The 15,334-nt window shown below is 61.0% G+C and carries 18 protein-coding genes; 5 read left to right on the top strand and 13 right to left on the bottom strand.

Going from position 1 to position 15,334, the window contains the following annotated elements; genetic code table 11:
• Positions 1–155: 155 nt before the first annotated feature.
• On the bottom strand, positions 156–1,043 hold the full coding sequence (locus AAHG03_RS25590; protein ID WP_342154399.1) for a phage integrase N-terminal domain-containing protein: 888 nt from the start codon (positions 1,041–1,043) through the stop codon (positions 156–158).
• Between the two features lie 1,270 nt (positions 1,044–2,313).
• Between AAHG03_RS25590 and AAHG03_RS25585 the strand changes: the two genes are divergently transcribed.
• Entirely contained in the window at positions 2,314–2,523 is a 210-nt protein-coding gene (locus AAHG03_RS25585) for a hypothetical protein (RefSeq protein WP_342154396.1), read from the top strand.
• Complete coding sequence (locus AAHG03_RS25580) at positions 2,520–3,188, top strand: DNA methyltransferase (RefSeq protein WP_342154394.1); 669 nt, start codon at positions 2,520–2,522, stop codon at positions 3,186–3,188. The genes AAHG03_RS25585 and AAHG03_RS25580 overlap by 4 nt, the downstream gene beginning before the upstream one ends.
• A gap of 141 nt (positions 3,189–3,329) precedes the next feature.
• Here AAHG03_RS25580 and AAHG03_RS25575 read toward each other — a convergent pair whose 3' ends face one another.
• From AAHG03_RS25575 to AAHG03_RS25565, 3 genes are all read right to left on the bottom strand, one after another.
• Entirely contained in the window at positions 3,330–4,751 is a 1,422-nt protein-coding gene (locus AAHG03_RS25575; RefSeq protein WP_342154392.1) for a UvrD-helicase domain-containing protein, read from the bottom strand.
• The gene (locus AAHG03_RS25570; RefSeq protein ID WP_342154391.1) at positions 4,738–6,447 is read right to left on the bottom strand and encodes an ATP-dependent nuclease; all 1,710 of its coding nucleotides are present in this window, start codon (positions 6,445–6,447) and stop codon (positions 4,738–4,740) included. The genes AAHG03_RS25575 and AAHG03_RS25570 overlap by 14 nt, the downstream gene beginning before the upstream one ends.
• A gap of 178 nt (positions 6,448–6,625) precedes the next feature.
• Entirely contained in the window at positions 6,626–6,826 is a 201-nt protein-coding gene (locus AAHG03_RS25565) for a hypothetical protein (protein WP_342154390.1), read from the bottom strand.
• 235 nt (positions 6,827–7,061) lie between these two features.
• Between AAHG03_RS25565 and AAHG03_RS25560 the strand changes: the two genes are divergently transcribed.
• Positions 7,062–7,952, top strand: coding sequence for a 3'-5' exonuclease (locus tag AAHG03_RS25560; protein WP_342154389.1), 891 nt, complete (start codon positions 7,062–7,064; stop codon positions 7,950–7,952).
• Positions 7,953–8,237: 285 nt separating this feature from the next.
• On the opposite strand, the gene AAHG03_RS25555 is transcribed toward AAHG03_RS25560, so the two are convergent.
• The 3 genes from AAHG03_RS25555 to AAHG03_RS25545 are packed head-to-tail and all read right to left on the bottom strand — an operon-like array spanning position 8,238 to position 9,183.
• On the bottom strand, positions 8,238–8,555 hold the full coding sequence (locus tag AAHG03_RS25555) for a hypothetical protein (RefSeq protein ID WP_342154387.1): 318 nt from the start codon (positions 8,553–8,555) through the stop codon (positions 8,238–8,240).
• Positions 8,556–8,610: 55 nt separating this feature from the next.
• The gene (locus AAHG03_RS25550) at positions 8,611–8,937 is read right to left on the bottom strand and encodes a hypothetical protein (RefSeq protein WP_342154385.1); all 327 of its coding nucleotides are present in this window, start codon (positions 8,935–8,937) and stop codon (positions 8,611–8,613) included.
• 42 nt (positions 8,938–8,979) lie between these two features.
• Complete coding sequence (locus AAHG03_RS25545; protein WP_342154383.1) at positions 8,980–9,183, bottom strand: hypothetical protein; 204 nt, start codon at positions 9,181–9,183, stop codon at positions 8,980–8,982.
• A gap of 236 nt (positions 9,184–9,419) precedes the next feature.
• Here AAHG03_RS25545 and AAHG03_RS25540 point away from each other — a divergent pair, with 236 nt between their 5' ends.
• Positions 9,420–9,983 carry a tyrosine-type recombinase/integrase gene (locus tag AAHG03_RS25540; RefSeq protein ID WP_342154381.1) on the top strand — a complete coding sequence of 188 codons (564 nt, stop codon included), beginning with the start codon at positions 9,420–9,422 and terminating at the stop codon, positions 9,981–9,983.
• A 200-nt stretch (positions 9,984–10,183) separates the two neighbouring features.
• Here the strand turns inward: AAHG03_RS25540 and AAHG03_RS25535 are convergent, their stop codons facing one another.
• The 6 genes from AAHG03_RS25535 to AAHG03_RS25510 all read right to left on the bottom strand — a co-directional run bounded on the left by AAHG03_RS25535 (position 10,184) and on the right by AAHG03_RS25510 (position 14,411).
• Positions 10,184–10,468 carry a hypothetical protein gene (locus AAHG03_RS25535; RefSeq protein WP_342154378.1) on the bottom strand — a complete coding sequence of 95 codons (285 nt, stop codon included), beginning with the start codon at positions 10,466–10,468 and terminating at the stop codon, positions 10,184–10,186.
• Positions 10,469–10,727: 259 nt separating this feature from the next.
• Entirely contained in the window at positions 10,728–12,170 is a 1,443-nt protein-coding gene (locus AAHG03_RS25530; protein ID WP_342154376.1) for a methyl-accepting chemotaxis protein, read from the bottom strand.
• A 120-nt stretch (positions 12,171–12,290) separates the two neighbouring features.
• On the bottom strand, positions 12,291–13,076 hold the full coding sequence (locus AAHG03_RS25525; protein WP_342154374.1) for a GAF domain-containing protein: 786 nt from the start codon (positions 13,074–13,076) through the stop codon (positions 12,291–12,293).
• A 314-nt stretch (positions 13,077–13,390) separates the two neighbouring features.
• Positions 13,391–13,627, bottom strand: coding sequence for a hypothetical protein (locus AAHG03_RS25520; RefSeq protein WP_342154372.1), 237 nt, complete (start codon positions 13,625–13,627; stop codon positions 13,391–13,393).
• Positions 13,628–13,691: 64 nt separating this feature from the next.
• Entirely contained in the window at positions 13,692–14,045 is a 354-nt protein-coding gene (locus AAHG03_RS25515; protein WP_342154370.1) for a response regulator, read from the bottom strand.
• Positions 14,046–14,171: 126 nt separating this feature from the next.
• Positions 14,172–14,411: a hypothetical protein gene (locus AAHG03_RS25510; RefSeq protein WP_342154368.1), complete on the bottom strand. Its 240-nt coding sequence runs from the start codon at positions 14,409–14,411 to the stop codon at positions 14,172–14,174.
• A gap of 244 nt (positions 14,412–14,655) precedes the next feature.
• On the opposite strand from AAHG03_RS25510, the gene AAHG03_RS25505 reads away from it, so the two are divergent.
• Positions 14,656–15,066 carry a hypothetical protein gene (locus AAHG03_RS25505; RefSeq protein ID WP_342154365.1) on the top strand — a complete coding sequence of 137 codons (411 nt, stop codon included), beginning with the start codon at positions 14,656–14,658 and terminating at the stop codon, positions 15,064–15,066.
• Positions 15,067–15,334: the final 268 nt, after the last annotated feature.

The raw sequence follows: 15,334 nt of genomic DNA, 5'->3' as shown, positions 1-15,334 counted from the left end.
CGGCGCCGGCAGCACGCAGTGGGCTTGGCCCGCTGCGGCGGCCTGGTTCAGCCTGCTCTTCACCGCGACCGGGTCGAACACGGTGCCGGCGTGCGTCTCGCGCGCCGCCTGCATCACCCGCAGCAGCTCGGGCCTGAACGGCTGTTTCGGCGACTTCACGCCGCCGCCTTCCGCGCCCAGCGCGGGCCGAGGTAGGTGGCGGTCACATCGACCCGGTTATGGCCAAGCTCGCGCGAGACTTGCAGCCGCACGAAATACTCGTGCCGGCAGGCCTCCGGGCTCAGCCCATCGCAGGTCGTACCGCCCAGGGCCGGCGGCAGCCGGCCCAGCAGGGCCTTGTAGCGCCAGCAGGCGTACCAGTGGCGCAGGCCGTGGTTATTGCGCAGGCCCGCGCGCAGGGTCGCATTGTCATACGCCTTGCGGAACTGGTGGAAGGTCTGCCCGTCCGGGATCAGCGAGCCATGCCCGCACAGGTCCCAGACCTCGTCCAGCAGCACCCGCTGGCGCGGATCCGTGAGCGGAATCTCCCGGTAGCGCCCGCCTTTCGTCCAGGACGGCTTGAGCGCCAGATAGGTGCCCTTGTCGGCAAAGGACGGTCGGAACTTCAGCGCTTCCTCGCGGCGCAGCCCAAAGGCCTGCTGCAGGCGCAGGGCGAGCTGGATCCGGGCGTCGGTGATCGTGGCCAGCCGCGCCCGGTCGAGCGGCTTGGCCTTGAGGCCCTGGAACGGCGTGCGCTCCTCGAGCCCGAAACTCTCGTTCGACTTCGGCAGCAGCCCCGGCTTGCCGATCTTCTCGGCCAGCCAGCGCAGGTTGCCCAGCCTGTTGCGAATCGTCGCGTGAGCGATCCCATCCTTTTTCCAGCGGTCCAGCAGGGCGGTCACGTGCCGGGGTTTCAGGTTGCGGGCATGCCGCAGCTGATACCCCTCGGCCTGCAGCTCGCGGCCGATCGCCTGCAAGGTGCGGTGCCGCCCGGCCTGGGTCCACTGGCTGCCCTCGCCGTGACGGCGGGTCAGCTCCTTCAACTCAAATTGTAGCTCTCTCAACGGTGGTTCAGTTTTTGTTGTTAAGTGCTGATGGCCAGTCGCCGCCGTCAGGGACGGTGAGGCGGCTGCAGCAAGGCTGTTGCCTGCTGCCGGGGGCCGGGTACTCGGCTTAGCAATGTCCTTTCCTCGGGGTCCTTCGTGCCTCCATCGGTTCGGGGTGTCTCGTCCGCAGCGGTCGCCTCGTATTCAACCGGATCGCGGGGGTCTGCTCCTCTCCTTCATGGTGCCCTGGTTGGGCCTGCCGGTGCCGTGCCCGTAGGGCCGTGCATGCCGGGTTCTTTCAGCCGTCAGCCGGACGGCGCGGTGCTGCTCGTGCAGCTGCTCTATGTGGAACGGGAGCCGCCATGTCGGCGTGGGTGTCACCTTCCGGTGTCGGGCCGCGGCCTCGGCGGGCACGCGACGCGCACTTATCGTCTAAGTGCCTAAGCTTGTTCCAGAATTGCCCGCTGGCTGGGCAGTTTCGCACCTTGACCGTGGTGATCCTGGCTGCGCCCTGTCACCGCCTCCCAAAAAGCCGGTGTCAGGGCACCGGGCCGGCGCGCCTGTGATGCACCCGCCACGGCCGCGGGCCATGCCGGCTGCAGCGGGCGGTCCCCTCCCGCACCCTCCAAAGCCGGTCCCCGCGGACCGGCTGGCAGGGCCCTACCGGCCCCGCACCCCCGGTACGCCGCTGGCACGGCGGCGGGTTACGCTGCGGCGGGTCGTTGTCGGCAACCGTTTACCGTTTGCGGTAAACGGTAAACAGCACATGGTGGCGGTTCCGGAGCCAGGACGAGGGGCCAGCCGTCCATGCCGGCCTCAAGGCACGCTCCGCTCTTCGGCCTTGACCCCGTCCTGGTCGTCCGGCGGTGGGCTACCATCGGCTTCGACGCCCCAGAGGGCGCCTTCGCCGCCTCTGATGACCAAAGCTGTCCGTCTCGGGGCTGCTTGCCGGATGCCGTGCCCGCTCGTCCTTGGGGCCAGAGTGCGCCGGTTGGTCTGAGAGCGCTGGCTCCCCTGCTCCTGACCACAGTGTGACCGGGAAGGTCGGTGGTGGGGCGTGTTTGGTGGTCTACCGCTGGATCCGCGACGCACGCGGCCAGGACGGTGCGGGAGATGCGCCGCGTTCTGCCCCGGTCAATCGGCGGCCCGCTCCATTCGCGCGAAGCGCGCTCCCGCGCTCCCGTGTTGCCGATGACCCGGACCGGCCAAACGGCCTCAGAGCCCCGTCGCATGGAACTCCCGACCGGCCGCGATGGGCGTGGCCGGAGAAACCAACGGGAGAACTCCCATGTCACGCACCCCAACCAAGAACCGTCCCTACCTCCACGTCTACGTGGTCGAAGGCGAAGGGGAGACCGCGTTCTGGACCAAGATCGGCGCCGCCTGGCCTCACGAGGACGGCGACGGCTTTAACCTCCAGCTCAGCGCAGTGCCCCTCCACGGACGTCTGGTCATCCGCAAGCCGAAGCCGCACGTGGAGCGGGAGGTGGGCCAATGAGCCCCCTCTCCACTCCGACCCCCAACCGGGTCATGCACGGCGACTGCGTCCGCCTGATGCGCCGGCTGGACACCGCGTCCATCGACTTCATCCTCACGGACCCGCCTTACCTGGTGCGTTACCGCGACCGTACAGGTCGCACGGTTGCCAACGACGACAACGGCCGCTGGCTCGTGCCCGCCGCGGCCGAGATGCACCGGGTCCTCAAGGACGGTGCATTCTGCCTCAGCTTCTACGGCTGGAACCAGGTCGACCGGTTCATCGCGGCCTGGCGCGCCGCCGGCTTCCGGCTTGTCGGCCACGTGGTGTTCCGCAAGCGCTACGCCTCCTCGGCCCGCTTCCTCGAGCACCGGCATGAGCAGGCTTACCTGCTCGCCAAAGGCGACGTGCGCCGGCCTACGGCACCGCTGAGCGACGTGATCGACTGGGTCTACACCGGCAACCGGCTGCACCCGACCCAGAAACCCGTCGAGATCCTCACGCCGCTAATCACCGGGTTCTGCCCGGCCGGTGGCCTGGTGCTCGACCCGTTCTGCGGCTCCGGCTCAACTCTTGCCGCCGCTCAGAGCGTCGGCCGAACCTTCCTCGGCATGGAGCTCGACTATCAGCACCACCGCACCGCCTGCAGGCGCCTCGGCTGCCTCCCGAACGGACGGGCGCCTTGAGGCGCCCTTACGGTCTGCGCGGCCACAAAAAAGGGACCAGCCTCCCGGCTGGCCCCTTCAGCGCTCGCGCGCTGCTGCGCCTTACTCGGCGACGAACATTTCGGCTGCCCAACATTGAATGAAGCACCTCGAGCCCTTCAACTAAGTGTTGATAATTGAAGATCCAGAGCAGACTGCTAATGAGATAGAGCCTCGTGTCATTGCGACGTACAAATTGTTCGCATTCATAAGGTCTGTTTCAAGAATGATTGCGCATTCTGCCTCCAATCCCTTCACTAAAAGGGTGCTTCCCACTGCAACGCCGGGCAAGGGACGGCCGATAAGACGGTTTTGTTCGCGCATCTGTATTGCTGCATTACTAAATGTTACCCCGCTATCTCCAGCGCACATCTGCAGCGCTCTGAGACACGCACGGAAAACAGCGGGACGATAGACGTGCGTTCCCGCCTGACTGTTTAAAGCAACCAGAAGGTCTGCGGTGGACTGATAATCCTTCTTCTGCAGCATTTCGAAGCATGCGAGTTCTGCATGAGACGGTTCAAGGCGATTTGTCTTGGCATGTATGCTCTTTAGACGGGCAACCAAATCTGTGTAATTGATGCCGGTCATTACTTTATTTGCAAAAGATATAACTGTTGGAAAAGCGCTCCTTGAGCCCGGGTCGAAGGTTGCAGCGAAATCGGTTAGGTCTCTCAGATCAACTGCCTCTACAGTCGAAGCCCCCCGAATTTGACTAGCAAAAAGCTGTTGCCCACGTTTATTTCGGCTGTCTGCAATCACAATGACTTTATGTTCACGAGCGCGACGCATTGCATTAATTGCGTCCAGACGTTTTGTATGATCATCTTTGCCGTCAGTCTCGACCCACTGCACATTTTTAGGAGCCGTTTTTAGATCTATCGGCTGACAAGATAACAGGTTGTGACGGATGGAAAGGAGCCATTCGCCAAATTCGGGCGTTCCCGCATTGGTCCAGCGCCAGGGATTTTTAAGTTCGCCGATAAGCGGTAGGCCTTCACAAACTTCGCTGCTCCAGTCTGGTAGTTTGTCTCCCCCAAATCCAAATATAGCTTGCAAAGGGTCACCGAGGACGCAAACTGGAAGTACCTCGGCAACAGCCATAACAATGGCGTGTTGGGGGTAAGAGCAGTCCTGATACTCATCGACGATCAGCCTCGAATAAGTAGCCGCAATGATGTCGGAGATATGATTGCCGCAGAGTAGATTGATTGCGGCATTGCGAATAGCAGGATAATCATGTCCTGGATTTTTAAGTTCCAGGACTTTCGTTTCACAGCCACCTCGCTGTGGAAACATTAATGCTAATCGCATCGACCAGCCATCAATTGTCGAAAGCCTATACCTTTTTGCAGAAACACCCGCTCTATCAAGTCGGGCGCGAAGGGCGGCGACGCCCGCATTTGTATGCGTCAGCACCAGGATAGGCTTGGCCTCGGTGTGACGGCCAAGCGCGTTCGCTATTAGGTGTGTTTTGCCACAGCCAGCGGGAGCAGTGACAGTGCCACGCTTGATAGATAAAAGATCAATTTCAGGGTTGGACATGGGATGCCCACGAAAAAATTTTTAGTATCTCTTCACGAAATTCTGGCGAGCAGTTGCCTATATCTGGACCGATAATTTCACGACCAATGTGCTCCATTTTTGCTATTGACTTAAACCATGAAGCTTTAAATTTTGAGGCCCTACCAAGGCATTCACGAAGCTCCGTCGAAATATCCCCGCTGCAGGAGGATAGTTCAAATTTGTTTTGAGAGGCTTGTCTGATGTGGGCATTAACAATTACTTCGTCGAGATACTCTACAGCTAGTGCAACTAGCTGGCGGACTGACGCTTCACTGACCGCCTCAAAAATAGCCTGCTCCAGTGCCTGTCCTGGTTTCCACTTGAAAACACTTCCTCCAGCTGCGGTGAATGTGTTTTCTGCTGCCTCAGCAACTTGCACGTCGTCGTCGCGCAGAACTGCACAACGATATCCTAGTGCAGTGAACGCCGGAGCGCGGGAGTAAATGTTTTTCTCTCCACCAGCATCAACGAGTCCGACCCCTGAAGCGAAAATTGACACTTCGCCATTCATGCATCGGTATTGATCGATGCCTCGCACAATTCCTACTTCACTAGCGCCTTCGCAGACTAAAACTGAACCGGCTAAAAAAGCTTCCGGCGAAGTTCGGATCGTTCCTTGAATGGCGTCAGTTGTTCCTGCATATGATACAGTTATTGCTGTATCAGTTCGTCGAACGACGATTAGCTGATCTCCGTTGATTTCTCTAAGGGCAACAGGTGAGTGTGTCGTTGCAAAAACTTGAAGCGGATTGCTGCTGTCACGTGCGCCCAAAGATCCAAGCAGACGGATAATCCTGTGTGGCTCCAGTCCATGCTCCAACTCATCGACCAGGATGATAGACGACTTGTCTGCGGCCTTCCTTTGAAGGCCGGCGATCAGCAGCCGTGTCGATCCCACCCCAAGGCCTCGAAGCGGAACACCACCGGCGTCATGAAGGGAGATCGTACCGCCCACAAAAGAGACCGAGTGAGCGTCGAGTAGTGCTTTGACGTTGTCGCCGATCGGAATGCCTAGTTCCTTTGCCGTAACCCCTACAACCTTAAGCGCATCACCCAGCTGCGTTGCTGCCTTATCGCCGAATGCTGCACGCGCTTCTCGAGCTGCTTTAGCTAACGTAGCTGAAGCATCGGCGCGTTCATCAGAAATACGATTTAATACAGATCCTCGCTGCCATCCGAGATTGTGCTGAGCTAGTGCGCCAATCCGTGTTGGTGCCAGTTTGACTCGGTCAGCCCATTGAATTCCGCGGACTAATCCTTGAGCGGCAGCTCGTTCAGAGTAAAGTAGCCATGCCGGTTCTAAATCGCTGCCCACTTCAAGCTTCAGCGTAAGGACGGTCTCTAGACCTGACTCTGGCTCATCTTTAAGTTCTCCAGACGTTTTGTCATAGCCACGTAGATATTGACCATAGTGATCAATGTTTTTTAGAGAATCATCAAGCTCGCCTAATGTTAGGCATATTTCGATTGGCTGATCGACATTTAATTTGTGAAAATCGGTATCGCAAAACTGAGCTGTACGTCTTGCGCCTAGGCATAAATCTATAGCATCAATTATTGAAGATTTACCACTATCACCAGGCCCGATAAAGCAGTTGATTCCAGGTGTCGGGATAAATCTTAAATCCTTGATGGCACGAAAGTTTTTAATATCAACTATTCTGATCCTCGACATTACCAGCCGTGGCCCCTCCCCTTTGACGGAAGCTTAGCCGCTTAGCTTCACGGCGAAAAGGGGCATATTCAGGTCTCCTTACGGGTTCAGCCAACAGCCCGTCCATCCGGCTAAAACCGCCGACGAAAAAGGGCCAGCCTCCCGGCTGGCCCCTTCAGCGCTCGCACACTGCTGCGCCTTACTCGGCGGCAGTCATCTCGGGGGTGTAGTGCCCGCACCAGTCGGCCGAGCCGACCACCGGCCACAGGCCGTGCGCGTCCGGGCCGGGCTGGCTGACCGGCGGGTTGAAGCGGCACAGGCCCTCGTCGTTCTGTGCGACCGCGCCGTTGACCTTGTGCTCGTCGAAAAACTTGCAGCTCTCGCACTTGGCGTTCGCCATGGGGATGCTCCTGCAGCTGGCGGGCGGCGCTGCCGCCCTGATGCGAATTAGAACAGATCCAATCTGGTTGTTCAACGAACGGGCCGTGGCTCGGTTCCCGCACCCCTTCCTGCCTTGTGGACAGGTGGGCGCTCTCTGCTGGTCAGCCCGTCGCAGCCGCGGTTAAGCTGATTGGCACAGCCGCACGGCAGAGGTGCCGCCGGCTTAAGGAGAACCAAGCCGGGACCGTGCCGCCGTGAACCAGCCCCTCGACAGCATCGCGACCGTGCTCGAAAGCACCGGGGATTACCGCGTGCTGCGCCGGCTCACGCCGTTCGTGAACTGCGCCGATGCGCCCGACGAGCCGACGTTCATCGGCCTGGTGCTCGACACCGAGACCACCGGCACCGACTACGCGACCGACGAGGTGATCGAGCTCGGCATCCTCAAATTCGAGTACGGCGCCAGTGGGCGCATCTACCGGGTGCTCGAGACGTTCAACCAGCTGCACCAGCCCCAAAAACCGATCCCGCCGGAGATCACCCGGCTGACCGGGATCACCGACGCCGACGTGGCCGGTCAGCGCATCAATGATGCCGCCGTGCAGGCCCTCGCCGCCGACGCCGCGGTGGTGATCGCCCACAACGCCAGCTTCGACCGGCAGATGTGCGAGGGCCGCTGGCCGGTGTTCACCGAGAAGAACTGGGCCTGCTCCTGCCACCAGATCCCGTGGCGCGCCGAGGGCCACGAAGGCATGAAGCTCGGCTATCTGCTGATCGACCACGGGTTCTTCCACAACGGTCACCGGGCGATCGACGACTGCCACGCCCTGCTGAGGCTGCTCGACAGCCCCTTGCAGACCTCCGGGCGCCTGGCCCTGTCGTGTCTCCTCGAAACCGCCCGCCGGCCCACCGTGCGCCTGTGGGCGCAGGGCTCGCCGATCGAGACCAAGGATCTGCTGAAGGCGCGCCGCTATCGCTGGAGCGGCGCGCGACGCTGCTGGTACATCGACCTGGAGGAAGACCAGATCGAGATCGAGCGCTCCTACCTCAGCGAGATCATCTACCGCCGCCCCTGCGGCGAGCTGCCAGCCGACCGGTTCACCGCCCGCGACCGGTTTTCCGCGCGGACCAATCCGGAGTTCTAGCCAGGGCGATCCCTGCGGGCCGCGCCCTACGCGCCGCCTGCGGCGACGCCCCGAGCCTGCGGGGCAGTCTCGGCCTCCCGGTGACGGTCGCTATCGCGACAGGCGGAGGCCTGCGGCCGGGTTCTTCACTGGATGCCAGCCGCCTGGACCGGCCTCAAGGCCGCAAGGGCCTTGGCCCCGATCCAGCCGTCCGGCGGAAGGCTGCCATAGGCGGCAAGCCGCCCATTTGCGCAGGCTCCGCCGCGCCTCGCCCGATCAGCTCACCTTCGACGATCCAGCGCTGTATCAACGCCGCCGCGCTGACGATTTTGCCCCGCAACGGAACGCTACGCCGTGGGCGCTTGCCCCGAACTTGCTGGTGGACACGTCGAAAATCAGCAAGTGCGTGCCGCCGAGTTCTGCCGTCTTGTCCTTCATCTCATCAACCGCGCGATTGTAGCCGACGTTCTGCATCAGCCCGGCGAGCAACGAGGTGCCGTCAACGTCGCCGAGACGTTCACACTTTGACAGCGAGGCCTCGTCCTTGGTGGTGCGGATCGACGCGGTTTCGGCGAGTACCGGAGTGGCAAGGCAACAGCCTGCCAGAGCGAGCCACTTGAGCATAACGAGAGTTTCCCCGGATAGATGAGTTTTTTGGTATTTACGCAACGCCCATCAGTCAGTTGATTTTGCAGTTCGTCAGGATGACATAAGTGGCGGTCTGCTTTGCGCCTCTGACCTGAGCGACCCGGTTGTCATAATCGGCCATGCGGCTGCGGCAGATTTCAGCGGCCTTAAGCCAATCGTTGATTGCTTTGTTGGCGGCAAACTGTGCTTTGCAGAAATCAGGATGCTGCTTGCCGGTCCTAACCGATGCATTAAGCGCCTCGTTCATTCGATCCTCACTGGTTGAGACGAGGTGATTGCAGTTGAGGTAAGCTTGTTGTGCTTGCGCAGGATGCGCGATGGCCAGCATCAAGCCGCTGCCGAGCAGGATTGCTTTCATGAGGTGCCCCCGTGGCGTGTCGGTAGGTGGAGCGGCGTGACTTCAGTGAGCCTGACCGGGCTTGTCCTGGAGGGATTTTGCGGCGGCGACGCCGCCCTTGACCGCCCGCCCGGTGAGCTTGGCGACACCCGCGACGATCATACCCCCGGCGGCGAGCAGCACGGGGATACCGAAGATGAACGGTGGGATGAACGAGAGCATTGCCCCGACTACGATCAGGAATAGTCCCATCAAAATCTTGAGCATGATCTGCCTCAGAAGTTATGTCTGAAACAGAATTCCCCATTCTGTTTAATTATCTGAGATTGTTGCGCGTTTACACTTGTTGAAGTACGGGTTTTGAGGGTATGGACCATTCTGGCACACGGCAAATCATTGCCTGCGTTGATCTTTTTGGCGCTGAAACAGAATGGGGAATTCGGGTTCAGGCCCAGCCGCGACCGGCCTGCGCGGCATGTCCGGCCTTGATGAAAGACCCACCCATGTCCTACGCGCGCCCAGCCAGCTGGCGTCTTCACACCGTCCGAGGCCAACGGAAATATCTCAACCCCGACGAGCGCCGCCGCTTCCTCGCGGCGGCGGACCAGACCGCACCGGAGCTGCGGGCGTTCTGCTACCTATTGGCGTGGACGGGCTGCCGCCTGTCCGAGGCGTTGGCCCTCTCGGCGGACGACCTCGACCCCAACGGCAGCGTTGCTGTGCGGTCCCTCAAAAAGCGCGGCCGGGCGCTGGTTAGGGAGGTGCCGGTGCCGGACCAGCTGGCCGCCCAGCTCGGCCAGCTGGTACCCTTGGCCGGGCCGTTCTGGCCGTGGGGCCGCACAACGGCCTGGCGGTACGTCAAGGACGTGATGGCAAAGGCTGAAATCTGCGGCCTGCACGCCTCGCCCAAGGGGCTGCGCCATGGGTTTGGGGTGCATGCCGTCCGTTCGGGCGTGCCGCTGAACCTGCTGCAACGCTGGCTTGGCCATGCCGACATTGCCACCACGGCGATTTATGCGGACGTGATGGGGGCCGAGGAACGCGAGATCGCCGCCCGGATGTGGTGAGTACCGCCGCCGGTTGCGGGAATTGTTACTGTTACGAATTTGCCGGCCGCGTGCGCGCGGATCGCCGGGGTGCCCAAAACTGGACCGGCCGCATTGGTTGGCTTGCCTTCGGCCTCCATTTCATCGCGGGCCTTGACCTCGAGGTTGGCGATTGAGCTATTGAGCTTGGTTGGTCGTGTGATTATGCTGATATAATCGAGCTACCTTGCTTCTTTTATAAATCTCCTGACCATCACGATCATCGACAGTTGCTGCTCTGTCAGCTCAATTCCTCCTGCATCTGTGATTTTTAGCTTTCTTACATCATTCGCTCGCAGATCCTGGTAAGCATGCAGGGCATTTTCTGGTGTCGCCGGAGTATTGCTGTAGTAGATACCTGCATTGAAGAACGATATCGTGAATAAGATTTCCTGAGGTGATGTCTGGCGGTATGTTTCTAGGCTCGAAGAAAATTCACCGGGCGGTAGCTTGCGAGTTGCGGGCACGGCAGCGTGTCCAATGGGATGTGGGGTGGATCATAGCCTTCTTTGCAGCAGCAGCGTGTCGCTGGAAGGAAGCCGCCAAGGTGCAACGCACTCAAACGGCCAAGGTTCGCGCTTTCACCCGATCCTGCTAAAACCGAGATGCCGCGGCGATGCCTGGCAGCGTCCGTGGTACCGCCACAATGGTGTCATGCCGAGCGCGTCGCGGCGCCAGTCCATCCAGTCCGAGAAACAAGCGACACTCTCTGTCTACCGTCATCGGTCAGGCTGCATCCTGCGATGTTTGGCGCACCTTTCGGGTGCCGAGATCGACCCGTTCGGTGGAGAGGGCAATTTCATCGAGGCTGCCGGTGATCGCACTGACCCCATGCGCAGCCGTCTGCATGCTTTGTGACATCTCACGCGTGACCGCCGATTGCTGCTCGACCGCGGCCGAGATCGCGCTGGCGACCTCGTTCAGCGTGGTGATGGTAGTCTGGATCGCGTCGATCGCTCCAACGGCCTCGCCCGTCGCCTGCTGGGTTGCCGTGATCTGCGCCCCGATCTGCTCGGTCGCCTTCGCGGTCTGATTGGCCAGTGCCTTGACCTCAGTAGCGACGACGGCAAAGCCGCGCCCGGCCTCGCCGGCGCGGGCCGCCTCGATGGTTGCGTTGAGCGCGAGCAGGTTGGTCTGGGCCGCGATCCCCTGGATCAGGGTCACCACATCGCCGATCTGGCGAGCGGCCGTGCTGAGGCCTGACACGATCGTGGCCGCCCGGCGGGCCTGCTCGACTGCCTGGCCGGACACTTCGGCTGCCTGCGTGACCTGCATGCTGATCTCGGACACCGAGGCCGAGAGCTGCTCGGCGCCCGAAGCGACCGTTTGGATGTCGGAGGACACCCGCAGCGAGGCCTGGGCGGCATGGGCCGCCTGTTGCGAAGCGATCCCGGCCGCCGAGGTGATTACATCGAGATCGCCGGCAATCGCGGTCCGCGCCGCGGCACGGCGCTGGCGATCCTCCACCTGCCCGGTCACATCGATCGCAAACTTGACCACCTTGAGCAGCTTGCCGTCACGATCGCGGATCGGGTTGTACGAGCCTTGGATGAACACCGGGCGGTCACCCTTAGCGAACCGGGCGTACTCGCCGGCCCTATGGTGACCGCTGCCGAGATCGGCCCAGAACCGACGATACTCGGCTGAGGTACGATCGGACGGGGCAATGAACATCGAATGGTGCCGCCCTTGGACCTCATCGAGGCGGTAGCCCATGGTATCGAGGAAATTGGCGTTGGCCGTCAGGATCGTGCCGTCGAGGGAGAACTCGATCACCGCCTGAGAACGATGCAGCGCCTCGATCTGCCCGGCATGGTCGATGCTGCGCAGCACCTGTGCGGACACATCCGAGGCGAACGTGACGATCCGCCCAACCCTGCCACCGGCGCCGAGCACGGTGTTGTATGAGGCAAGCAGCCAGACATCGCGGCCGTCCTTGGTGATACGCTTGAACTCGCGCGTCTGCGGCTGGCCAGCGCGCAAAGCCTGCCAGAAGGCCTGGTAGTCGGGGCTGTCGCGCTCTTCGGCTGGCACAAGCATGCCGTGCGGTCGGCCGATCAGTTCGGCATGGGTGTATCCAAAGATTTCAAGAAACTTTGGGTTGGCCTCGCGGATCACCCCATCCGGGGTGAACTCGACGCGACCGCGCGACTGGTCGATCGCGGCCATGAGGGCACGCAGCCCCGACACGAACAAAGGCATTGCACGTCCCCCCGGCAATGCCCGGCACTGCCTCGGGACCAAATAGCCCAGCAACCGTTAATGTGAACATAACTTGCAAATGTTGGATCAATTCACGCTAGATTTCAACGCAACACCGCTGCTACCTTGAAATGAAATGCCCGCGAGTTCAAGGGCTGAGCACAACGTATCAAACGATAAGCTGCGCATGTCAGTAATATCCGTTCGGGCTTCCATGCGCTTGATTGTGTTAACCGACAGGTTCGAGGCTGCAGCGAGTTCGGAGATCGACCAATTAAGCAACGCGCGCGCCGCTCGGATTTGCGCGCCACTCAGGCGCTTGTGAGCTGTGTGATCGTGATCCTCGATCGAACGATGGAGTTCGCGCGTAGCTTCTGTCGCATTTTTGGCAAGCACCTGCTTCAGCCACATCTCATCGACGACCAACTGTGCCAGTCCAGTCAGCAGCCGCATCTCGCGTGCATCGAACTGTCGCGGCTTCGTGTCGATGATGCACAGCGCCCCTACGCGGATGCCGGGCGCGACGGTGAGGGGGGCTCCGGCGTAGAAGCGGACATACGGCTCGCCCTGCACGAAGCGGTTGTTGCGAAATGTTGGGTTGGCCCTTGCGTCCGGCACGACCATCACCGAGTCGTGTAGGATCGTATAGTTGCAGAAGGCATCCTCGCGGGCGACCTCCCGGTCGTGACCGCTGCCGGCCTTCATCCAGGCGCGGTGACGATCGATCAGGTCGATCAGGGCGTAGGGTGTGCCGAAGAGGTCCCGTGCGGCCTGAACGATCCGATCGAACACCGGCTCCTCCGGTGTGTCGAGGATTTGCAGTTCGGTCAGGAATGACAGCCGCTCGTCTTCGTTGAGAGTCGGATAGCCCAAAGCCGCACCTGACTGTTACCTTTGCGGAGCCGTGCCTTCCCCACACCGAGATGCATTCTCGCCTGATCGGATTGGCGGTTTCAACCCCGTTTGGCCTTCTACCGGCCGCAAAGTGTGAGCGCTCGCAGTTTCTAACTGTGCCAACAGGCAGTGTGAACCGACACTCTCACAAATCTTGTGCTACGCATACCTTGACGGACCGCCGAGGGGTCAGCTCTTGACCCGTACTTCATCCTCCCTGGATCAAATGCCTCAGGTGCTATTGATAAGTTGCCCAGGCTATCACGTGCCCTTAATAGAACGGTAATGGTAAACTAAAATTTAGATTTGTATTTGAGATGATACCTGTCCGAGATGAATTCCAGGCTGCCACGGGATTTCATGGCCCGGAAACGGTACTCGCGCACGACCAAGCGGAATACATCGGCTTTGGCGAACGCCCCTTCGTCGTGAGCCTCGGTCGCCAGCTGATCGAGCTTGTCCGCCAAAGCCTCGTGAGCCGCGATGTCGTGCGTCAGCGTGCGGATGACTTCGAGCGCATCGAGCCGCATGGGATAAATGCTCCTGTCCCGATGGGTAACGTCCTGACAGGGGATAAGTGACCGCAGGGGCACCTCAATTTGTCGAGGTGCCGACCCCCATCTCGCGGATCACGCGGGCCAGTGTGCTAGCGTAGTAGGGTTTGGACAGGAACCGTGCCCGGTCTGGCAGTTGCGCCGGGCCGGGTGTCACCCGGCCCGAGACGACGACGATCGGCATTTCCGGCCAGCGGCGGCGGGCCTCGTGGGCGAGCGCCAGCCCGTCGAAGCTGCCGGGCATCAGCACGTCGGTGAACAGCAATGCCACCCCGGAACGGGTTTCCAGATGGGCCAGCGCCGCCGGGGCGGTACTGGCTTCCAGCACGTCGAACCCGGCATCCCCGAGCATGTCAGCAGCCTCCATCCGGACGAGCGGATCGTCTTCGGCCACGAGGGCAAGCGCACCGAGTCTGTGAGGCATGAGGATTCTATCGAGGGGGAAGTTCGGCGATTTGGCTCACGCGGCCGTCAAAGGTCCACGCGCAATCCCGTGAGCGGCCCGTCGCGGCGGTCCAGCCTAGCGCTGCGCGTCCAAGCCGGTCCCGAGAAACATTTCAATGGTGCGCAGCTGGTGACGCCGCAAGGCGAGCAGGTTGTCGACGTTTCGCCAAAGTGCCTCTTCCGCGTCGCGGCTCTCGGCGCCTGCCTCCACAAGAGCCATGACCTCGGATGTTTGTTCGGATGTGCGGCTTTCCAGAGCCGCAATAAGGCGTTCCAGATGCATCAGGATACCGTCACCGGCAGCGGGGGTACTCACGGGCAGTTATCACGCATCTGGGGACGACCGGCCGGTGATACCATACCCCTGCCGAATAGTCGGCGGGTTCACTGACGCAGCTCGTAGCGAGTCACCATTCGAGAGAATTTCGATGCGGGGTCAGACCGCCATGGCGGCACCGTACGAAAGCATACAAACGGTTGAGCGAATTGCCGAAAACCCGCCGCCGCGGTAGAGATCGGACGTGGTGTGAAGGGCATCCGAAGCCGGTGAATGCGCGAACGTGAAAACGCTGACCCGCGAAGAGCTTGAGGCGGAGATCATCCGCCTGCGAACGCTGCTTGAGCAGGCCGGGATCGATGCCGTGTTGGTCCGTGGTCAACAAGCCAGGCGGGAGGCCGCCCACGTGGCCGACATGGCCGTGAGCCGCGCCGAAACTGCCAGCGCCCGCGCCGATGTGCAGGTTGCTCGTGATGCGACCGAGATCGCTCAGGCCGAGCTGGCCGAGGCCGACGGGCTGCTGGCCCCCCTTGCCGTTCCCGGCATCCAGACCGATCACGCCTTGGCAACCCCTGTGCAGATGACCCGCTCCGAGCGGATGATGAAGCGGGCCCGCATGATGAAGTGGCGGATGATGGAGCGTCGCATGATGCGTCGGAAAATGATGCAGCGGCGGATGATGAACCGCATGTAAGGCGTCCACGGAGAAGGGCGCCGACTCGCGCCCTTCCTGGAACGACTAGCTTCAGCCTTTCATTGTCTCGTGATGGTTCGATCAATCAACGCAGGCTATGGACGATGAAGCCACATTTTCTATTGATACGTAGCCGCTCCGGGCGATTTAATTTTACATTGATCACGGACCACGGTCGTCTTCAAGGTTTTGTACAGGTAGATATTGAGCCGCATCATTCGCAAGAGGACATACGAAAAATGGCTATGAAAAAAGTTAAGTTGCTGGC

It is taken from the genome of Methylorubrum subtropicum (genome assembly GCF_038442325.1).
Lineage (GTDB): Bacteria > Pseudomonadota > Alphaproteobacteria > Rhizobiales > Beijerinckiaceae > Methylobacterium > Methylobacterium subtropicum.
This window is presented reverse-complemented; position numbering and strand designations above follow the sequence as displayed.

What these genes read in the sequence shown, in the direction of transcription:
- AAHG03_RS25575 (WP_342154392.1), bottom strand. Translation starts at nt 4,751, where the DNA reads ATGTCCAACCCTGAAATTGATCTTTTATCTATCAAGCGTGGCACTGTC.
- AAHG03_RS25520 (WP_342154372.1), bottom strand. Translation starts at nt 13,627, where the DNA reads ATGCGGCTCGATGCGCTCGAAGTCATCCGCACGCTGACGCACGACATC.
- AAHG03_RS25570 (WP_342154391.1), bottom strand. Translation starts at nt 6,447, where the DNA reads ATGTCGAGGATCAGAATAGTTGATATTAAAAACTTTCGTGCCATCAAG.
- AAHG03_RS25585 (WP_342154396.1), top strand. Translation starts at nt 2,314, where the DNA reads ATGTCACGCACCCCAACCAAGAACCGTCCCTACCTCCACGTCTACGTG.
- AAHG03_RS25530 (WP_342154376.1), bottom strand. Translation starts at nt 12,170, where the DNA reads ATGGCCGCGATCGACCAGTCGCGCGGTCGCGTCGAGTTCACCCCGGAT.
- AAHG03_RS25580 (WP_342154394.1), top strand. Translation starts at nt 2,520, where the DNA reads ATGAGCCCCCTCTCCACTCCGACCCCCAACCGGGTCATGCACGGCGAC.
- AAHG03_RS25555 (WP_342154387.1), bottom strand. Translation starts at nt 8,555, where the DNA reads ATGCTCAAGTGGCTCGCTCTGGCAGGCTGTTGCCTTGCCACTCCGGTA.
- AAHG03_RS25550 (WP_342154385.1), bottom strand. Translation starts at nt 8,937, where the DNA reads ATGAAAGCAATCCTGCTCGGCAGCGGCTTGATGCTGGCCATCGCGCAT.
- AAHG03_RS25565 (WP_342154390.1), bottom strand. Translation starts at nt 6,826, where the DNA reads ATGGCGAACGCCAAGTGCGAGAGCTGCAAGTTTTTCGACGAGCACAAG.
- AAHG03_RS25540 (WP_342154381.1), top strand. Translation starts at nt 9,420, where the DNA reads ATGTCCTACGCGCGCCCAGCCAGCTGGCGTCTTCACACCGTCCGAGGC.
- AAHG03_RS25545 (WP_342154383.1), bottom strand. Translation starts at nt 9,183, where the DNA reads ATGCTCAAGATTTTGATGGGACTATTCCTGATCGTAGTCGGGGCAATG.